The sequence below is a fragment of the Kitasatospora sp. NPDC056327 genome (assembly GCF_042261735.1).
Lineage (GTDB): Bacteria > Actinomycetota > Actinomycetes > Streptomycetales > Streptomycetaceae > Kitasatospora.
This window is the reverse complement of sequence record NZ_JBHJRC010000056.1, coordinates 16,022-34,471: the sequence shown is the minus strand read 5'-3', so window position 1 is coordinate 34,471 and position 18,450 is coordinate 16,022. Positions and strand designations below refer to the sequence as shown.

The window sequence follows — 18,450 nt, the reverse complement described above, 5'->3', positions numbered from 1 at the left end:
AGCGGATCTCCCGCGGCGCGGATCCGCCGAGGCGCGGACGCCCTACGGCGCGAACAGGATCGCGCGGCAGCGCTCCCAGGTCTCCGGGTCGGCGGCGACCAGCAGGCCGTCCTCGCAGTCCGGGGCCTCCGGCCGGTACGGGGTGCCGTCGAGGCGGGCGGAGCGGCCGCCGGCCTCGGTGACGAGGAGCGAACCGGGCGCGTGGTCCCAGGGCAGGGTGCGCCAGTAGAACATGAAGTCCGCCGCGCCCTCGGCGATGTCCGGGTACTCGATGCCGGCGGCGTGCCGTCCCGCGGTCAGCTCGCCGAAGGCGGCCGTGTTGGCCTCCACCAGACGGCGCCGGGACGGGTCGAGGAAGCGGCTCTTCACCGAGCCGCGCCACTTGGCCGGGTCCGGTCCCGCGGGCGTGCGGGTCAGGCGGTGGCCGTCGCGCCAGGCGCCGGAGCCGAGTTCGGCGGTGTAGGTGGTGGCGGTGACGGGCTGGCGGATCCAGCAGGCGACCGTGCGGCCGTCTCGCACCAGGGAGACCATCACCGCGTACTCGGGCCGGCCGGCCACGAAGTTGGCGGTGCCGTCGACCGGGTCGACCAGCCAGACCGCGGGCGCCGAGTGCAGGGCCCGGGCGAGGTCCGGGTCCGCGGCGACGGCCTCCTCGCCGACCACCGGGACCGGCAGCAGCTCGCGCAGACGCCGGGCGATGATCACTTCTGCCTCCCGGTCGGCGACGGTGACCACCTCGCCGGGGGCCTTCTCCATCACCTCACCGGCGGCCAGCGCCCGGAACCGGGGCTCGACCGCCTCGGCCGAGGCCTCGGCGATGATCTCCGCCACCTTCTCCATCAGCACCTGCGCGCTCCCTTCGCCGGGTACCACTTTCGCACGTCAGTGCGGAGTCGGCGTGCGGCGGGCCGGAAACGGGGCGGCCGGCGACGGATTCCGGCCCCCGGCGGGCCGTCACCGCGGCCCGTCCGGCGTTCCCTCCGGCGCCCCCTGCGGAGCCCCGTCCAGGTAGTGGAAGCCGGGGCGGGGGTGCATGAGGAACTCGTGGTGGGAGATGTTCCAGGCGTACGCGCCGGCCATCCCGAACAGCACCCGGTCGCCGCTGCGCAGCCCGGCCGCGGCCGGTGCGTCGTGCGCCAGCACGTCCTTGGGGGTGCAGAGCTGGCCCGCCAGGGTGGCCCGGCCGCCGGTGACGGCCGGGCGGGCCCACGGGTGCGGCCAGTCGGCGACCGGCAGGACGCCGAACGGCTGGCTGTGGCCCCGGGTGGCCGGGGTGCGCAGGTGGTGGGTGCCGCCCCGGACGACCGCGAAGTCCTCGCCGTGGCTGCGCTTCACGTCCAGCACCTCGGTGGCGTACCACCCGCAGTACGCGGTGAGCGAGCGGCCCGGTTCGATCCGCAGGACCGGTCCGGGGTGGCGCTCCAGCAGCCCGTCCAGGCCCTCGCCGAACGCGGCCCAGTCGAACCGGGCCGCCGGGTCGGCGTAGTCGACCGCCATGCCGCCGCCCACGTTGACCTCGTCCAGGGCGAACGCGTGCCGCTCCGCGAGCCGCACGGACCAGCCGACGATCCGCTCGGCGAGCGCCAGCTGCTCCTTCGCGGCCAGCCCGCTCGCCAGGTGGGCGTGCACCCCGCGCAGCCGCAGCCGGCGCCGGACCGGGCCCAGTGGGCCGACCGGCTCGGTGAGCAGCCGGACGGCGGCCGCGGCGCGGTCCGGGTCCAGCCCGAACGGCGTCGGCCGGCCGCCCATCGCCAGCGCCACCGAGTCCAGCGCGCCCGCCCCGACCGGCAGGTTGACCCGCAGCAGCACGTCCACCACCGCCTCCGGCCGGTCGGCGAGCACGGCGGCGAGCCGGTACAGCTCCTGCTCGCTCTCGACGTGCCAGCGGTGCACGCCCGCGTCGACCGCGGCGGCGATCTCGGCGGGCGTCTTGCCTGGTCCGCCGAACGCCAGCGGCGCGTCCGGGGCCACCGTCCGGACGTGCGCCAGCTCGCCGCCGCTGGACACCTCGTAGCCGTCCACCGAGCCCCGCAGCGCGGCCAGCACCGGCGCCTCGGGGTTGGCCTTGGCGGCGTAGTACAGCTCGACGCGTCCGGGCAGGGCGGCCCGGACGGCGGCGGCGTGCGCCCGCAGGGCCGGCAGGTCGAGGACGTAGGCGGGCAGCTGCTCGGGCGTCAGCCCGGCGACGTGGCGGCGGACGGCCCCGGTGGCGCCGTCGGGCCCGACGGTGCCGGGCGTTCCGGCGGTGCTCCCGGTGCCCTCGCTCCCGGCGGTTCCGGCAGTGTCGGCGGCTTCGGCGGTGGTCATCGGGTCCTTCCGGCAGGAACGGCAGGGACGGTGGGGACGGCCGGGGCGACGGGGCCGGCCCCGGCACCGGTGCCGCAGCCGCTGCTGACCGCGGTGGCGGTGGCGGTGGCGGTGTCGGCGGCCGAGGCCAGCACCGAGCGGGCCAGCGGCGAGGCCAGCCGGACGTACCCGGCCGCGCGGTCGGCCTTGCGCTCCCAGCGGGTCAGCAGGTTGGCCTTGCCGGGCAGCGGCACGCCCGCGAGCAGTGCGCGCAGCCGGGGCGGGCAGCCGTGCGCGCCGGCGTACTCCACCAGGACGCGGCGCACCGCCTCCCAGAGCGCGCCCTCCGCCGCCGGGTACAGGTCGGCGAGGGCGGCGAGCAGTTCGGCGACGTGGTTGACGAACAGGCAGTAGACCACCCGGTCCCAGCCCCGCTCGGCGTCGTACGCCATCGGCCCCGCCACCTCGGGCGGCAGCGCGGCGAGCAGCGCGGCGTGCCGCTCCGGGAGCAGCTTGGTGCCCTCCAGGTCGCGGAAGAGCACCTGGGCCGGGCGGCCGTCCGGATCCACGCCGATCAGCACGTTCTGCAGGTGCGGTTCCAGCACCACACCGTGGTCGAAGTAGGCGGCCAGCACCGGCGGGATCAGCAGCCGCAGGTAGGCCGTCCACCAGTCGAGCGCCCGGGCCGGGTCGGCGGGATCCGCCGGTCCCTCCGGGCCCGCCAGCAGCCGCGAGACGTGCGCCGAGCTGGTCGGGTACTCGTCGGCGACGGCGGCGGCCAGCAGCGGGGTGACGCCGGGGCGCAGCGCGTCGCCGAGGCCCTCGCGGACGATCAGGCCGAACCCCTCGTACAGCGTCCGGTCGGGCCGGCCGTCGGCGCCGGGCAGGGCGAGGGTGCGGAACGCCGGCTCGCGCAGCACGGCCGCGGCCGGGAACCGTTCGGCGAGGCCGGCCAGCACCGGGGCGAGCAGCCGGGTGAGGGCGACCGCGCCGGTCAGCTCGTAGGCGGCGTTCTTGCGCAGGCAGTTGGTGATCCGCACGTTCAGGCTGAACTTGAGGAACGCGCCCGCGCCGGCCAGGGTGCGGACCGAGGCGGTGGCCGCGAAGGGGGTTCCGCCGGGGCCGAGGTCGAGGACGTCCCCGCTCTCCAGTGCGCCGCGCAGCAGCGGGTGGTCACCGATCAGCCGGTACTGCCAGGGGTGGGCGGGCAGCAGCCGGTAGCCGTCCGGGACCTCGCCGAGTCCGTCGAGCAGTGCGGTCGCGGCCGGATCGGCGGAGGACTCCGCGACGAGTTCCCGCCGTACGGCGAGGCGGTGCAGCGGGAACGCGGCACGGGCCTCGGGGGCGTAGTCGCGCCAGTCGCCGCGATCGGCGGAGCGGGACTTGGGGGCGGGGTGGAAGCGGTGGCCGAACAGCAGGGCCTGCTCCGACTCCAGGTAGCGGTCCGGCCCGGGGGCGGGCCGGGCGTGCAGCGCGGCGGCGACGGCCGCGTGGCTGGAGGCGAGCTGGCCGAGGAACTCCTCGTTGACGGTCCCGGTGCGCAGCTCCAGTTCCCCCAGGACGTGCCGGGCGAGCTCGCGCCAGTCGGACTCCCGCCAGCCGTCGGCGTGCTGTTCCTCGACCGGGCCGGTGAAGCGGTGCGCGCCGAGCAGTGAGGTGCGGCGCAGGGCGACCCGGAGCAGGACGCCGCGCCGGGGCAGGCGCAGCAGCAGCCGGCCGTCGGCGACGGCGGTCTGGTGCTCGGGCGCGGACACCTCCCGCACCAGGCAGTTGAGCAGGGTGTGGGCCACCGCGTGGTCGGCGGTGGGCAGTTGGTGGGTCATGGGTGACTCCAACGCTGGCGGACGGGGGAGGAGAGCGCGGTGGCCGCGGCGGCGGCCAGGAGTGCGGCGGCGGTGCCGGCCAGCACGGGGGCGGAGGCGCCGTAGCGGCCGTTGACCAGCGCCGCGACGGCGCCTGCGGCCACGGCGCCGCCCTTGGAGACGAGTTCGAGCGTGCCGAACATCCGCCCCGGGGCCCGGCCGCGGGCGGCCTCGGCGGCCAGCACCGCGAGGGAGACCAGGCCGAGGGTGAGCCCGGCGCCGAGCAACAGGCGGACGGCGACGAAGAGCGGCAGCGATCCGGCGAGCGCGTGCCCGGCCAGGCCGAGCGCGACCAGGACGAAGCCCAGGGCGAGCCCGGTGTGCGGGCGGCGCAGGACGGCGGTGTGGGTGCGGGCGGCGAACGCCAGGTAGCACAGGTGCGGCAGGGCGAACAGCACGCCGGTGGTGGTGCCGGAGACCCCGGGGAGGCGCTCCTGGGCCAGGGCTATCAGGTACGGGAAGGAGATGATCGTGGCGAAGACGAAGGCGAATTCGAGGAGGTAGAGGGTGCGCAGCGGGGTCGGGTCCGGGGCCCCGGCGGCCTCGCCGCCGCCGGCCGCCCGGCCGCCGTCGGGGCCACCGCCCGCGGGGGCGTCCGCCGGTACCGGGCCCGTCGGAGCGGCGGCGGGCGGAGTGGCGCCGGCGGTGCGGGCCGTCGGCCGCCCCGGTTCCGGCAGCAGGGTGAGGAAGCCGGCGGCGGTCAGCGGCAGGACGGCCATCAGCAGGTACTGCCGGTGCGGGTCGATCCACGGTGAGAGCGTGCCCACCAGGACCGGTGCGGCCACCAGCGCGGCCCTGGCGCTGCCCTGCATCAGGGTGAGCGCCCGGGACAGCCGCGCGCCGTCGAGCGCGGCGGCCAGGTAGCAGTTGGTGGCGGCGAAGGTGCCGCCGAGGAAGCCCTGGAGGACGAGCGCGAGGGTGAAGCCGGTCAGCGAGTCGGCGGCGCCGGCCAGCAGGAAGGAGACGGTGAGGCCGAGTTGGGCGCGCATCAGCAGGCGCTTGCGGCCGAAGCGGTCGGCGAGCCGGCCCCAGAACGGGGCGCCGAGTGCGCTGAACACCGTCGGCACGATGTACAGCACGCCCGCCCAGTGGCCGTCCGGGTCGCCGAGCCCGGGCAGGATCGCGGTCAGGTAGGGCGGCAGGCCGAGGGCGGCGAAGGAGGCGACGAAGTAGCAGGCGGCGACGGCGTGCACCTGGCGGCGGCCGAGTCCCCCCGGGCGGGCGGACTCCGGGCCGGGCCGCCGGGGCAGCGCGCCGACGGTCACCGGGGCGACCTCGCTCCGGGTGCGGAACGGGCCTGCGGGAGGAGGTAGTTCGGGCCGTCGGTGTAGTGCTTGTTGATGTCGGCGGCGCCCGAGCGCCGCTTGTCGAGCAGGGTGCCGGCGGTGACCATCGCCTTGACCGGCAGCCGTTCGGCGTCGAGCAGCGCGGTGCGCAGCGGCCCGGCGGCGGGCCCGGTCCGGTCGACGGCCTCGGCGAGCCGTTCGCGCAGCAGGGCGAGCAGTTCGCCGAGACCGGCGCGGCCGTGGGCGGCGAGGCCGAAGGCCAGGGAACCGGTGCACAGGTGGCCGGTGACGGTGGTGAACAGGTCGGTCAGCGGCCGGTCGTCGGCGACCAGGATCCGGGTGTCGTCGAACTCCTCCGGTGCGGGCGCGAGTTCGCCGAGCCCGGCGGCGAGCCGGCCGGGGTGTACGCGGGGGCCGTCGTCGTCCTTGAGGAGCAGGCGCAGTCCGCCGTCCTCGTCGAGCACCAGGGAGGTGTTCTGCTGGTGGGACTCCAGGGCGACGCCGTGGCCGAAGAGGGTGGTCTGCCAGTCCAGCAGCAGTTCCAGCAGGGCGTCGTAGAGCGCGACCACCTCGCCGCCGAAGAAACGGTCGGCGAGGTGGTCGATGACCAGGCGCCCGCCGGGGGCCGGGGCGAGCAGGGCGGCGAGCGGAACGGTCACCGACCGTTCCAGGCCGTCCGGCTGACGGCGCAGCAGCACGGCCAGCAGCTCGTGTCCGGCGTGCGCCCAGGTCTGCTCGTCGGCGTGCAGGATCCGCCCGGCGAACCGCGGCTCGCGGGCCGCCGCGGCCTCGACCAGCCGCTGTCCGGCGGCGCCGTCGCGCAGGGTGCCCGGCTTGATGGTGCGCCGGTTGAGCCGGCCCAGGGTGGCGGTGGCGAGCGGCAGCTTCAGGTGGTGGACCGGGTCCTCGGCGACGGCGACGGTGCGCATCGACAGGGTGGGCAGGACGGTGAGGTAGGGGCGGTCGGCGAGCACGGCGCGGCCGGCCAGGCCGGCCGCGCGCAGCGCCCCGTCCAGGGCCGGGCCGACGGTGAGCGGGTGGACCGGCAGGGTCTCCCAGGCCCGGTCGCCGCCGGGCAGGTCGAGGCCGAGCCAGCTCGGGGTGGGCCACCAGCGGGGCAGCGGGCGGTCGCCGTGCCGGGTGAGGGTGCCGGCCGGCAGGGCGAGCCAGCGCAGCGCGAAGGCCGGGTGGAACTCGGGGGCGTGGGCCCGCAGGTGGGACTCGTCGAGGCCGGCCCGCCCGCGGGCGGTGGGGTAGACCGGGTGGTCGAGGTAGGCGGCCAGGGTGTCGTGGCCGAGGGCGGCGGCGGGGCCGGTCCAGCCGGCCGGGTCGGCGCCGTACAGGTCGGTGAGCGCGGTGTGGACCTCGGCGCGGACCCGTTCGTGCAGCTCCATGGTGGCGAGGGTCTGGCGGCACTCCTCGGCGAAGGCCGCCCAGCCGGGGCGGTCCTCGGCGTCGGCGAGTCCGGCGAACACCGCGAGGACGGCGTCCAGGCCGTCGGCCGGGCGGCCGTCGTGTTCGACGCGCGGGAGCCGGGCGGCGTACTCGCTCTGGAAGCCGTCGGGCAGGACGGGGACGGCGAGCGCGTGACCGGCGGCGACCAGCCAGGGTCCGTCGGGCCGCCGTTCCAGGGTGCTGCCGGTGCGCAGCCCGAGCACGTCCTCGCGCAGCAGGGCGGACAGCACCCGCAGGGCGAGGGCCTCCGCGGGGGCGGCGGGGGCGGGCGCGACCGGTGCGACCGGCGGGGCGGGTACGGCGGCGGGGCGGATGCTCATGGGGTGATCTCCCAGCGGTTGGCCGCCACGAAGCCGGCGACGGCGGCGTCGGCGGTGGCCTGGTCGGGGCCGACCGCCCAGATCACGCCGAGGTAGTCCCGGTTGGTGCGGTAGTGCTCGTGCCGTTCGCCGACCGCGCGCTGCGGCCGGTAGACCAGCCGGACGCCGTCGGCGCGTTCCCCGGGCAGCTCCTCGTGCGGCCCCGGGGCGGCGGTGAGCGTCCCGGCGCGGTCCGCGAGCACGGGTTCGTTGCGGGCGCGCAGGGTGGCGCCGGCGCAGTGCTCGCCGAGGCCGGCGGGCAGGTCGTGGCCGAGGTGGGCGGTGAGGACGAGTTCGAACAGCGGGATGCCGAGCACCGCGGCGAGCATGAGGTCGCACTGGTCGCCGATGGCGCGGTAGTTGACCTCGACGATCCGGGCCCGGCCGTCCGGCTGGACGACGAACTCGGTGTGGCAGGCGCCGAGCCCGACGCCGAGCGCGTCCAGCTGGGCGAGCACCTGGGCGACCACCGCGGGCGGGTGCGCGGGGACGAACTCCAGCAGCTCCTCGACGAAGTCCGGCGGCGGGGAGAGTCTGGTGCGGAACCCGCCGAGGACGTGCCGGCGGCGGCCGTCGCCGAGCGTCTCCAGGGTGTGCAGCGGCCCGTCCAGGAACTCCTCGACGAGCAACGCGGCGCCGGGGCGCCGGGCCTGGACCTCCTCGGCGCGCCGCACCAGTTCGGCGGGGCCGGCGACCAGGGAGACGTCCTCGCTGGCGACGCCCTCGCGGGGCTTGACCACGACGGGGAAGGGTACCTCCGCCGCCCGCAGCAGCTCCGGCAGCGCCGACGGGTCCTGTCCGGGGGCGAGTTCGGCGCAGCGGACGGTGTCGAGGCCGGCCCCGGCCAGGTGGCGGCGCAGCTGGCCCTTGTTCTTGGCCCGCAGGGTGGCCCGCCAGTCCTTGCCCGGGCGGCCGAAGTACTCGGCGGTGAGCGCGGTCTGGGTCTGGAGGTGGTCGCTGTTGCTGAAGACGGCGAAGCCGGGCTCGTGGGCGGCGCGCTGCGAGATCAGCCCGACCACCTCGCGGAAGTCGTGCACCGCGCAGGCCACCACCTCGGGCGGGGACGGCAGGTCGGCGTAGGCGCGCAGGTGGGCGTCGGCGTGGTCGGTGAGCACGGTGACGTCGAGTCCGAGCCGCACGGCGGCCGGCAGGAATCCCTCGGTGACCGAGTCGGTCGGGTTGAGGGCGAGCAGGTAGAGGCGCATGGCGGGGCGGGTCCTCTCCACGTGGTGACGGGGGAGGGCCGGGGCGGGCCGCTCGGGCCCTCCCCGGCGCCTCCCGGCGGCTACTTGGGCGCGTCGACGCCCGCGGCCCCGGCGATGTCGACGAGCATGGCCTCGGCGGCCTGGACGCCGATGCCCGACATCCAGGTCTCGTCCGGCACGTTGAAGACCTTGTTGTTCTTCACGGCGTTCAGGCCCTGCCAGACCGGGGTGTTCTGGACCTCGCTCTGCTTGGTCCTGGACGGGTCGTCGGCGACCGTGACGAAGACCAGGTCGGCGTCGGCCTGGTCGATCTGCTCGGCGCTGACCTCCAGCATCGACTTGTCGACGTCCTGCGAGGCCGGGCGGCCCAGGCCGGCGTCCTTGAGCACGACACCGCTGAACGACTGCTTCTGGTAGAGCCGGGTCGGGCCGGCCACGAAGCGGACCACGGAGGCGGTCGGCGCGGTGCCGCCGTTCTTCGCCTTGATCGCCTCGCCGAGCCGGGCGGCACGGGCCTCGTAGTCGGTGAGCGCCTTCCCGGCCTCCGCCTCCTTGCCCAGCGCCCGGGCGTAGAGCGCGAGGTTCTCCTTCCACGGGAAGCCGGTGGTCTCGGCGAGCACGGTCGGGGCGATCGCGTTGAGCTTGTCGTAGACCTTGGCGTGCCGGACCTTCGAGGACAGGATCAGGTCGGGCTTGAGGGAGGTGATCAGCTCCAGGTTCGGCTCGTTCATCGGGCCGACGTCCTTGGTGTCCTTGATCTTGTCCTTGAGGTAGCCGGGGAAGCCGCCCTCGGTCTTCATGTGCGGGGAGACCGCGCCGACCGGGGTGATGCCGAGCAGGGTGACGTCGTCCAGCTCGCCGCTGTCCAGCACGACCACGCGCTTGGGCCGGGCCTTGATCTCGGCGGTGCCGGCGGCGTGGGCGACGCTGCGCGGGAAGGCGGCGGCCGGGCCGGTGGTCGTGGCGGCGTCCCCGGCGGGCTCGGCGGCGCCGGCCTTGCCGTCGCCGCCGCTGCCGCACGCGGCGAGCAGGGTGGTGGCGAGCGCGGTGGCGAGGACGGCGACGGGGAGTCTGCGGGCGCGGGTGGAGCGGTTCATGAGGGGTTCCTTCTCTGGGCAGGGCAGGGCAGGGCGGGGAGCGGACAGGGCGGGGCACCGGCGCGTGCCCCGGGCGGGCGGGACGGCCGGCCGGACGGGTGGCCGCCGGACCGGTGGGACGGCCGGGCGCGCGGGGCGGCGGGCCGGGAAGGGCGTTGGCGGGATCAGCCCCGGGCGGCGGAGCGCCGGGGCCGGGCTCTGGGGACGACCAGCGGGGTGCCCGTCTCCGGGTCGGGCACCACCCGGCACGGCACCTGGAAGACGCTCTCCACCAGCTCGGCGGTGAGGACGTCGCCCGGCGCACCGGCGGCGGCCAGCCGGCCGTCCCTGAGGACGACCAGGTGGTCGGCGTAGCGGGCGGCCTGGCCGAGGTCGTGCAGCACCATGACGACGGTGCGCCCGGCCTCGGCGTGCAGGTCGGCGACCAGGTCGAGGACGTCGAGCTGGTGGCGCAGGTCCAGGAAGGTGGTGGGCTCGTCGAGCAGCAGCAGATCGGTGTCCTGGGCGAGCGCCAGCGCGATCCAGGCGCGCTGGCGCTGGCCGCCGGAGAGCCGGTCCACCTGCCGGTCGCGCAGGCCGGTCATGCCGGTGCGCTCCAGCGCCTCCTCCACGGCGGCCTGGTCGGCCTTCGACCACGGGGTGAGCATCCGCTGGTGCGGGAAGCGGCCCAGCCGCACCAGTGCCTCGACGGTGACCGCCTCGGGCGTGACGGGCTGCTGGGGCAGCAGGCCCATCCGCCGGGCGAGCGTCCGCGCGGGCATCCGGTGGATGTCGGAGCCGTCCAGGGTGACGGTGCCGGCGGCGGGGTTGAGCAGCCGGACCAGCCCGCGCAGCAGGGTGGACTTGCCGCAGGCGTTGGGGCCGACGATCGCGGTGACGGCGTTGCCGGGCAGTTCGAGGTCGAGGCCCTCGACGACGGTCCGGTTGCCGTACCGCAGGCCGAGGCCGTGGGCGGCGAGGCGGTTGGCCGCCCCGCGGGTGGTCCCGCCGGGCCGGGAGGCCCGGGCGGCGGTACCGGCGGGACCGGTTCCGTCGGCGCCTGCGGTCCCGGGAACACCGGGGCCCCCGGTGTTCCCGGTGTTCCCGGGGTTCGCGGTGGTGGTCGCGTCTGAGGTCATCAGCTGCTCCTCTGGGGAAGCCGGCCCTGGCGGATCAGCAGCACCAGGAGCCAGGGCGCGCCGAGCGTGGCGGTGACGGCACCGACCGGCAGGCCGTGGACGGGGATCACGTGGAGCACGAGGAGGTCGGAGGAGAGCAGCAGCAGGGCGCCGGTGAGCGCGGTGAGGCCGAGCGTGCCGAGGGTGGGCGGCCCGGCGAGCAGCCGGACCAGGTGCGGCACGGCGAGCGCGACGAACGCGACCGGCCCGGTGAGGGCGGCGGCGAGCGAGGCCAGCGCGATGGTGAGCAGGAGCAGCAGGACGCGGTCGCGCCGGGGATCGAGGCCCAGGCCGCCCGCCGAGTCGTCGCCCAGGTCGAGCACGGCGACCCGCCGTTGGCAGAGCACCACGGCGGCGGACCCGGCCGCGACGGCGGTGCCGCCGACCCAGACCTCGGTCCAGTTGCGGCCGTAGAGCGAGCCGGTGGTCCACTGCATCGCGGAGGAGGCCAGCTCGGCCGGGAAGCGGACGATCATCAGGTTGACGGCGGCGGCGAGGCCCTGCTGGACCGCCAGGCCGACCAGGACGAGTCGGGTGACGGCCATCCGGGAGCGCCAGGCGAAGCCGCCGAGCAGCAGCGCGGCGAGCAGTCCGCCGCCCAGCGCGGCCAGCGGGACGTACTCCTGCGAGACGCCGGTGGCGAGCATCAGCACCGCGCCGAAGGAGGCGCCGCCGGTGACGCCGATGGTGTCGGGCGAGGCGAGCGGGTTGCGGAACAGCCGCTGGAGCATCGAACCGGCCACCGCCAGGCCGGCGCCCGCGATCAGTGCGGAGACCACGCGCGGGGCGCGGAACTCCTGGACGACCAGGACGTTTCCGGAGTCGCCGAGACCGGCCAGCGCGCGCAGCGCCTCCCAGACGGTCATCTCGACCTGTCCGGTGCCGAGCGCGACACCGGTCAGCAGGACCAGCAGCACGGCGACGGCCACGGACCAGGCGGCCGTCCGGGCGCGGCGGCGGGCCGCCGAGGTGCCGGCGGTCCCCCTCCGGACGGCCGCACCGGTGCTTCCGGTGCTTCCGGTAGTCCCGGCGGTCCCGGCGGTCCCGGCGGCCCCGGCGGAACGGTCCTGGGCGGGCGCGCTCATCGGGCCACCTTCCGGGCCAGCACGGCGAGCAGCGGTGCGCCGAGGAAGGCCGTCACGATGCCGACCTCCAGTTCGGAGGGGCGGGCGACCAGTCGGCCGAGCACGTCGGCGGTGAGCAGCAGCACCGGACCGGCGATCAGGCAGCCGGGCAGCAGCCGCCGGTGGTGGCTGCCCAGCAGCGGGCGGACCAGGTGCGGGGCGGCCAGGCCGATGAAGGCGACCGGACCGGCCACGGCGACCGCGGAGCCCGCGAGCAGCACCACGGCGGCGCCGCCGAGCACCCTGGTCCGGGCCACCGGCACGCCCAGCGACTGGGCGCTCTCGTCGCCGAGCGCGAGGGCGTCGAGCGAGGGCGCCACCGCGAACGCGCCCACCAGGCCGAGCAGCAGGAACGGCAGCACGGGCAGCAGGGTGTCCAGCTGCCGCCCGGCGACCGAACCGGCCAGCCAGAACCGGGCCTCGTCCAGGGTCCGGTGGCTGGCCAGCATCAGCGCGGACGTCCACGAGGTGAGCACCACCGTGAGCACGGTGCCGCCGAGCGCGAGCCGCACCGGGTCGAGGTCCCCGCCGCGGCGGGACATCGCGTACGCGGCGACGGCGGCGACGGCCGCCCCGGCGAAGGCGAACCAGACGTACTCGACGGGACGGGTGAGTTCCAGGGCGTAGATCGCGGCGACCACGGCGAAGCTCGCGCCCGCGTTGATGCCCAGGGTGACCGGCGAGGCGAGCGGGTTGCGGGTGACGCCCTGGGCGACCGCCCCGGCGACGCCGAGCGCGGCGCCGACGGCGAGGCCGATCAGCGTGCGCGGCACCCGCAGGCCCGTCACCACGTCGGCGTCGCCGCCGTGTTCGCTCCCGGTCAGTGCGCCGACGACGGTGTGGAGGGGGATCGTGCGCGAGCCGAGCGCCAGGCTCAGGGCGGCGCACAGCACGAGCGCGCCGAGTCCGGCGGCCAGCACCAGGGGGAGCCGGGCCGCGGAGCGGCGGTTCGGGGCCGGGGCCTCGGCGGCCGGCGGATCGGTGGTCAGCACGGGGCGAGATATTAGGTTAGGCAAGCCTAATAACGTCAAGTCCTGAACGGATTGGTCCGTACCGGGGAGGTCGGGGGGCGATCGGCCGGGGGTGGCGGGAAGCGGCCTCCGACTGCCTATAAGGTGAGCCTCACCTAACACGATCTCGGGAGTGCCGATGATCTTCTCGGGGCCACCCCTGCCCGTCGCCGGGCCCGTCACGGCGCCCTGTGCGGCGACCGCGGCGAACCCGCTGGAGGCGGACTACCGGCAGTTGCTGGAGCTCTGCCCGGTGCTCAGGGTCCGGCTGCTCGCGGCGGACGAACCGGCGCCGTCCCGTGCTCAGGGCTGGTACTCCGCAGCCGAACTGGCCTCCCCGCCGGAGCCGGGGCCGGGGCTGCCGGCCGCCGGCCCGGGCGGCGCGCTGGCGGCGGCCCTGGCGGGCGAGGCCGCCAGGATCGCCCCCGTCGCCGCCGCGCACGGCACGGCCCCGCGCCCGCACGTCGCCGCCTCCCGGCTGCTGCACCACTACCTCTGGTCGGTCTGCGTGCTGATCGCCGGCCCGTGGTTGCTGGCCCGGCGGGTGCCGTCGATCGACGGCGCGAACCTCTGGATGCACGCCCCCACCGGTGAGCTCGCACTCCGTCCGCGCGCCCATGTGACGCTCCCCGGCGAGGACGAGCTGCGCGCGGAGCTGCGCTCCGCCGTCGTCACCCACGTCGAACCGCTGCTCGCCGCCTTCGCGGCCCCCACCCGGCGCGGCACCCGCGCGCTCTGGGGCATGGTCACCGACGACCTCGCCTCGGCGATCTGGTACCTCGGCAAGCAGATGGACGCCCGGGCCGGCGGTTCCGGTGCTGTGGACGCGGGCGCCGGTGCCGTGGGTTCCGGTCCCGTGGGCGCGGGCGCCGGCCGTGCCGAGGACGCCGCCGTCGCCGCCGCCGGGGCCGTCCTGCCCGGGCACACCGACCCGCTGCTCGGCGCCGCCGACTTCCGCCGCCTCCACGGCGAGGACGGCCGCGGCCACCACACCCGCACCCGGCTGGGCTGCTGCCTCTACTACGCCGTCGAGCCCGACCGCGCCTGCATCACCTGTCCCCGCACGGGCGACGAGGAACGGCTGCGGCGACTCTGACGGACCGTCCGGAACGGGCCGGGGCTGTCCACCGGCCCTCAGGGGGCTCCGGTAGGCTCGGCGCCCGTGATCGACTCCGCCACCCACGTCCGGGTCGCGCGCCCCTCCCGGGACCTCGCCGCGGCCGAACGCTTCTACGCCGGCGCCCTGGGTCTCGCCGTCCTGTGGCGCAGTACCGAGCGGGTGTCCGGCGAGCACGACCTGCTCATGGTGGGACCCTCCGGCGGCGGCTGGCACTTCGAGCTGACCCGTGATCCCGAGCGCCCGGTCGAACCGGTGCCCACCGCCGACGACCTCTTCGTCGTCTACCTCGGCGCCCCCGTCGACGACGCGCTGGTCCGGCGGCTGGAGGAGGCCGGCGGCACCCGGGTGGCCGCCCACAACCCGTACTGGGACGAGCACGGCGTCACCGTGGCCGACCCGGACGGCTACCGCCTGGTGCTCTGCACCCGCACCTGGACGTCCTGAGCGCCGCTCGTCCGCCGGTCGTGGCGGTCCGTGCGGGGTGCGCGGTCCGTGCGGGTGCTCCGCGCGGGCCGGTCGTGCGGGTGCGTCGCACCGCGGCGGCGCGGCGCACCCCGGTCCGGACGCGGCGTCAGACCATCAGGTCGGCGAGACGCTTGAGATCGTCGTTCACCGACTCCCGTTCCTCCTCGGTGAGTTCGGAGGCCACGTCCTCCGCCCGCCGAGTGAACGCCCCGGCGCTCGCGCCGTCCGCGAGGCGCTGCGCCACATCGGCGCGCAGGGCCAGGATGCGGAACAGCAGCAGCCGTTCGGGCGGCCCGCCCGGCGAGGCCAGCGCGCGGTCCAGCACCCGGGCGGCGGCCGCCGGGTCCTCCTTCGAGTCGGCGAACAGCGCCGCGTGGTGCAGCGCCTTCGCGAACGGCTCCTCGGGGGACGGCCCGTGCCGCTGGTCGCCGCGGATCGGCTGACCGATCCGCAGGCAGTTGCCACCCGGGTCGGTGACCAGGAACTGCCGTACGCCGTGCGAGGTGTCGCCGACCGGGCCGAGCCGGGGCAGGCCCCGTGTCGGAACCCGTCCGTAGGCGGATCGGAGGCCCTCCCGGAACGCGGCGTGCAACGCGTCCACGTCGTCCGTGCGGACCAGACAGGTGCTGTAGGACGCGTTCGGGTCGTACTGCTTCATGCCGAAGAAGTGCAGCTGGATGCCGCCGCGCTGGATGACGGCGTAGGGGTTGGGACTCTTCTGATGGAGGGTCACCTCGAAGCCGAGTGCGGTGTAGAACTCCAGCACCGGTGGGAGGGCCTGACAGGGCAGGATCGGAACCGTCGATTCGACCATGCTCGCTGACTCTACCCCTGATTGGGCGTGTTTCGGACGCTTCCGGTCAGATGTCGACCATCCGAGGACGGCGGCCGTGGGCGAGGGACGGCATGCCCTGGGCCGGGCGGGCGACCGGCGCACTACCGCGTCCGTACGACCGGCCGGGCCGGTGGTGGCGGCGACGTCCGGCGCGTGCGCCGCGCCGCGCTCCGGCGCGGTGGTGAGCCGGGTCCGCCGACCGGGGCCGGCGGTGGCGTACGGGACGGCCGGTGCGGGCCGGACGGTCGGCCGGTTCCGTTCGCCGGAACGGGAGTTGGGCCGCCGGCCGGTTTGCGCCCCCGGCCGGTGCACCCGGCCGACCGCTCGAACGGCCGGACCGGACGGGCCGGTTCAGGCGGGGTGGTCGCCGCCGGTGAGGGGCTTCACCATCACCCGCGCGGTGCCGTCGCCGCCGGAGGCCGGGGCCGCTTCCCCGTCCGTGCCCGCGTCCGCGAACCCGCGGCGGCGGTACAGCGCGACGGCGGCCGTGTTGTCCGGCAGGACGGCGAGCCGCAGGCTGCCGCAGCCCCGGTGCCGGGCCCACGCCTCGACGGCCGCGAGCAGCCGGTCCCCGACCCCGAGGCCCCGCGCCCGCGGGGCGACCCAGACCGAACGCAGTTCGCCCGCACCGCCGGGCCGTTCGGCCGGCACCCCGCGCGCGAGGCCCGCCGGCCGGCCGTCGGCCGCCACCGCCACCAGGTGCAGGGCGTCCGGTCGTGCGAACCGGGCGCGCCACCGGGCCTCCCCGCCGGCGGGCCAGTCCGCGAGCCGCGCCGTGAACGCGTGCGGCGCGTCGGCGAGCGCGGCGAGCCGGGCGTCCCGCCACAGTGGCCAGTCGGCCGGGTCGGCGGGTGTCAGGACGCGCAGAGCGATCACCGCGACAGTCTCACACGTCGGCCTCGGCGGTGCGGCGGCGTTCCTCCCGTTCTCGCGGAGCAGGCCGAACAGCAGCCGGTCACCGCGGACTCCGACCGGCGGGACGGCGGTGCGGCGGCACCCCCCGTCGGAGGCCCGGACCCCCGTTCGCCGGCGGCCGTCCCGACCCCGGCGACGCCCCCGTGCGGATCGGCGTCCCGGTCGTGGACCAGGCCGGTCACCCGGCCGTCTCCCCGACAGGTCCGCCGCCACGGCGCCGGCGGGCCGGGGTCGTTGCCCCAGCGCAGCCGGTGCTCCGCGTCCCCGGCCGACGGCGTGCGCGGCCGTACCGCCTCGCCTTCGATCGTGACCGGCCTCCCGGCGCGGACCCGGGCCGGGAGGCCGGAGTTCAGCCGGTGAGGTCGTGGCGGATCCGGTCCAGGATCAGGCCGGCGCCGGTGTACCCGATGCCGAGCATCCAGAGGCCGTCGTCGACCTGGTACACCTTGCCGTTTCGGACGGCGTCCAGGTTGCGCCAGAGCGTGCCGCCGACGATCTTCGGATGGTCGGACTTCGCCGCGTCGCCGTAGACCGAGTAGAAGATGACGTCGGCCGCGGCCTGGTCGACCTGCTCGGGACTGATCTCGATCGAGAAGCCCGGCTTGTTCTGGTTGGCCGGACGCCCGACGCCGAGGTCGGTGAGGACCGAGCCGATGAAGGTGCCGTTGAGGTAGAGCCGGGTCGGGGCGCCGGCCAGGAAGCGGGCCACCTCCACCTTGAGCGCCGCCGCCTTCTCCGGCCCGCCGAGCGCGGCGACCAGCCCGGCGAGCTTCGCCCGGTACGCCTGCTCGGCGTCGGCCGCCTCGCGTTGCCGGCCGAGGGCCTCGGCGTGCAGCCGGACGTTCTCCTTCCAGGCCGGGCCGGTGGTCGCGGTCAGCACGGTCGGGGCGATCCGGGAGAGCTCGTCGTAGCGCTTGTCGTCGCGGACCTGGTTGCTGAGGATGAGGTCCGGCCGCAGACCGGCGATCGCCTCCAGGGAGGGCGAGCCGATGGTGCCGACGGTCCTGGTCCCGGTCAGCCGCTCGGCGGGGAGGTAGCCGGAGAGCGGGGCGCCCTCGGCGACCGCGGTGGCACCGACCGGGGTGACGCCGAGGGTGACGACGGAGTCCAGGGCGTCGGTGTCCAGGACGACGACCCGGGAGGCCCGGGCGGGAACGGTGCTCTCGCCCCGCGCGTGCCGCACCACGCGGACGGCGCCGGCGTCGGAGCCGGACGCCGACCCGGTGGCGGTCGCGCTCCCGTTCCCGTTCCCGCCTCCGTTCCCGGATCCGCAGGCGCTGAGCGCGAGTCCGGCGGCGAGCCCGCCGCCCAGGGCCAGCAGCCTGCGGCGGTTCGGCGGGAGGGGGTGCACGGGGGTGTCGGGCATGGGGCGACTCCGTTCCGGCGGCAGGCGGCGGGGCGTCCCGTCCCCTGCCCGGAGCCGTGATCGTTACGCCTGCGGAGCGGAGCGACCGGCGCTCACCGGCCGTCCTCGCGCGGTTCCCGGCGACGGCGGAGCAGGTCCTCGTACTCGGCGTGCACCCGGCGGTCCATCGCCAGCGCGAACTGGGCGTCGGCGACCGTCCGCGCGAGGGGGCGCATCCGCAGCACCTGTTCGGTCAGCCGGGCGGCCTCGCCGGCCGGCAGGGGCGTGTCCGCGGCCAGCGCGCCGAGCAGGTGGTCGCGGGCCAGCGAGGTGAAGATCTCGGCGATCGCCGTCACGTGCTCCTGGGTCCGCCGGCTGGCCTCCAGAACGGCCGACAGCGGGACGCCCTCCGCGACCAGGGCGGTGGTGGCGTCCATCAGCCGGCGGCTGACGTGGGTGATCCCGTCCTCCTCGACGGTGATGAACCCCTGGCCGACGGACTCGGCGGTGTTCTCCTCGGTGAGCTGCTCGCCGAAGGCCGTCCGGAGCTCGTCCCAGCCGAGGCGGACCGGCGTCTCGTCGGACCAGGGCGCGACGATCGCCTCCTCCAGGCCGATCAGTCCGGCGACGTCCCGCCCGCTCTCGCCGGCGCCGATGAGTTCGGTGATGCCGCCCAGGGTGTGACCGCGCTCCAGCAGTCCGGCGATCACCCGCAGCCGGGCCAGGTGGGCCTCGCCGTACCAGGCGATCCGCCCCTCCCGGCGCGGCGGCTGGAGCAGCTTGCGCTCGCGGTAGAAGCGGAGGGTCCGGGTGGTGATCCCGGCCGCTTCGGCCAGTTCCTCCACCCTGAACTCGCGTTCTCTGTCCTCGGCAGCGGCTTCGGGCTTGTCCACGGCGCCCAGCATAGGACCGGTGGTCGCCGGGCCGGG

At 76.4% G+C, this 18,450-nt stretch carries 16 protein-coding genes; 2 read left to right on the top strand and 14 right to left on the bottom strand.

Translation table 11 applies throughout. From position 1 onward, the window contains the following. Positions 1–42: 42 nt before the first annotated feature. From ACFCX4_RS11500 to ACFCX4_RS11455, 10 genes are all read right to left on the bottom strand, one after another. Positions 43–840 (bottom strand): inositol monophosphatase family protein, encoded by a 798-nt coding sequence (locus ACFCX4_RS11500; protein ID WP_376140861.1) that lies wholly within the window; start codon positions 838–840, stop codon positions 43–45. A 114-nt stretch (positions 841–954) separates the two neighbouring features. Further along, complete coding sequence (locus tag ACFCX4_RS11495; protein ID WP_376140855.1) at positions 955–2,307, bottom strand: type III PLP-dependent enzyme; 1,353 nt, start codon at positions 2,305–2,307, stop codon at positions 955–957. Continuing rightward, the gene (locus ACFCX4_RS11490; RefSeq protein ID WP_376140854.1) at positions 2,304–4,109 is read right to left on the bottom strand and encodes an IucA/IucC family protein; all 1,806 of its coding nucleotides are present in this window, start codon (positions 4,107–4,109) and stop codon (positions 2,304–2,306) included. Before ACFCX4_RS11490 ends, ACFCX4_RS11495 begins: the two co-directional genes overlap by 4 nt. Continuing rightward, a complete protein-coding gene (locus ACFCX4_RS11485; RefSeq protein ID WP_376140852.1) occupies positions 4,106–5,413 on the bottom strand; it encodes an MFS transporter in 1,308 nt (435 codons plus the stop codon). The genes ACFCX4_RS11490 and ACFCX4_RS11485 overlap by 4 nt, the downstream gene beginning before the upstream one ends. After that, on the bottom strand, positions 5,410–7,209 hold the full coding sequence (locus ACFCX4_RS11480; protein ID WP_376140850.1) for an IucA/IucC family protein: 1,800 nt from the start codon (positions 7,207–7,209) through the stop codon (positions 5,410–5,412). Before ACFCX4_RS11480 ends, ACFCX4_RS11485 begins: the two co-directional genes overlap by 4 nt. Next, a complete protein-coding gene (locus ACFCX4_RS11475) occupies positions 7,206–8,453 on the bottom strand; it encodes an acetyl-CoA carboxylase biotin carboxylase subunit family protein (protein ID WP_376140848.1) in 1,248 nt (415 codons plus the stop codon). The genes ACFCX4_RS11480 and ACFCX4_RS11475 overlap by 4 nt, the downstream gene beginning before the upstream one ends. Before the next feature lie 80 nt (positions 8,454–8,533). Further along, positions 8,534–9,550 (bottom strand): ABC transporter substrate-binding protein, encoded by a 1,017-nt coding sequence (locus ACFCX4_RS11470; protein WP_376140846.1) that lies wholly within the window; start codon positions 9,548–9,550, stop codon positions 8,534–8,536. Between the two features lie 164 nt (positions 9,551–9,714). Then, positions 9,715–10,668: an ABC transporter ATP-binding protein gene (locus ACFCX4_RS11465; RefSeq protein ID WP_376140844.1), complete on the bottom strand. Its 954-nt coding sequence runs from the start codon at positions 10,666–10,668 to the stop codon at positions 9,715–9,717. Continuing rightward, positions 10,668–11,792 (bottom strand): FecCD family ABC transporter permease, encoded by a 1,125-nt coding sequence (locus ACFCX4_RS11460; protein WP_376140842.1) that lies wholly within the window; start codon positions 11,790–11,792, stop codon positions 10,668–10,670. Before ACFCX4_RS11460 ends, ACFCX4_RS11465 begins: the two co-directional genes overlap by 1 nt. Continuing rightward, complete coding sequence (locus ACFCX4_RS11455; RefSeq protein WP_376140859.1) at positions 11,789–12,820, bottom strand: FecCD family ABC transporter permease; 1,032 nt, start codon at positions 12,818–12,820, stop codon at positions 11,789–11,791. Before ACFCX4_RS11455 ends, ACFCX4_RS11460 begins: the two co-directional genes overlap by 4 nt. Positions 12,821–12,980: 160 nt before the next feature. On the opposite strand from ACFCX4_RS11455, the gene ACFCX4_RS11450 reads away from it, so the two are divergent. Together ACFCX4_RS11450 and ACFCX4_RS11445 are read left to right on the top strand one after the other, a co-directional pair. Continuing rightward, complete coding sequence (locus ACFCX4_RS11450) at positions 12,981–13,937, top strand: iron-sulfur protein (protein ID WP_376140857.1); 957 nt, start codon at positions 12,981–12,983, stop codon at positions 13,935–13,937. 66 nt (positions 13,938–14,003) lie between these two features. Then, the gene (locus tag ACFCX4_RS11445) at positions 14,004–14,405 is read left to right on the top strand and encodes a VOC family protein (RefSeq protein ID WP_376140840.1); all 402 of its coding nucleotides are present in this window, start codon (positions 14,004–14,006) and stop codon (positions 14,403–14,405) included. A 127-nt stretch (positions 14,406–14,532) separates the two neighbouring features. Here the strand turns inward: ACFCX4_RS11445 and ACFCX4_RS11440 are convergent, their stop codons facing one another. The 4 genes from ACFCX4_RS11440 to ACFCX4_RS11425 form a co-directional block, all read right to left on the bottom strand. Further along, positions 14,533–15,240 (bottom strand): bleomycin resistance protein, encoded by a 708-nt coding sequence (locus tag ACFCX4_RS11440; RefSeq protein ID WP_376140838.1) that lies wholly within the window; start codon positions 15,238–15,240, stop codon positions 14,533–14,535. A 372-nt stretch (positions 15,241–15,612) separates the two neighbouring features. Next, positions 15,613–16,137, bottom strand: coding sequence for a GNAT family N-acetyltransferase (locus tag ACFCX4_RS11435; protein WP_376140836.1), 525 nt, complete (start codon positions 16,135–16,137; stop codon positions 15,613–15,615). 388 nt (positions 16,138–16,525) lie between these two features. Then, a complete protein-coding gene (locus tag ACFCX4_RS11430) occupies positions 16,526–17,542 on the bottom strand; it encodes an ABC transporter substrate-binding protein (protein ID WP_376140834.1) in 1,017 nt (338 codons plus the stop codon). Positions 17,543–17,634: 92 nt separating this feature from the next. Beyond that, positions 17,635–18,414 carry a MerR family transcriptional regulator gene (locus tag ACFCX4_RS11425; RefSeq protein WP_376140832.1) on the bottom strand — a complete coding sequence of 260 codons (780 nt, stop codon included), beginning with the start codon at positions 18,412–18,414 and terminating at the stop codon, positions 17,635–17,637. Positions 18,415–18,450: the final 36 nt, after the last annotated feature.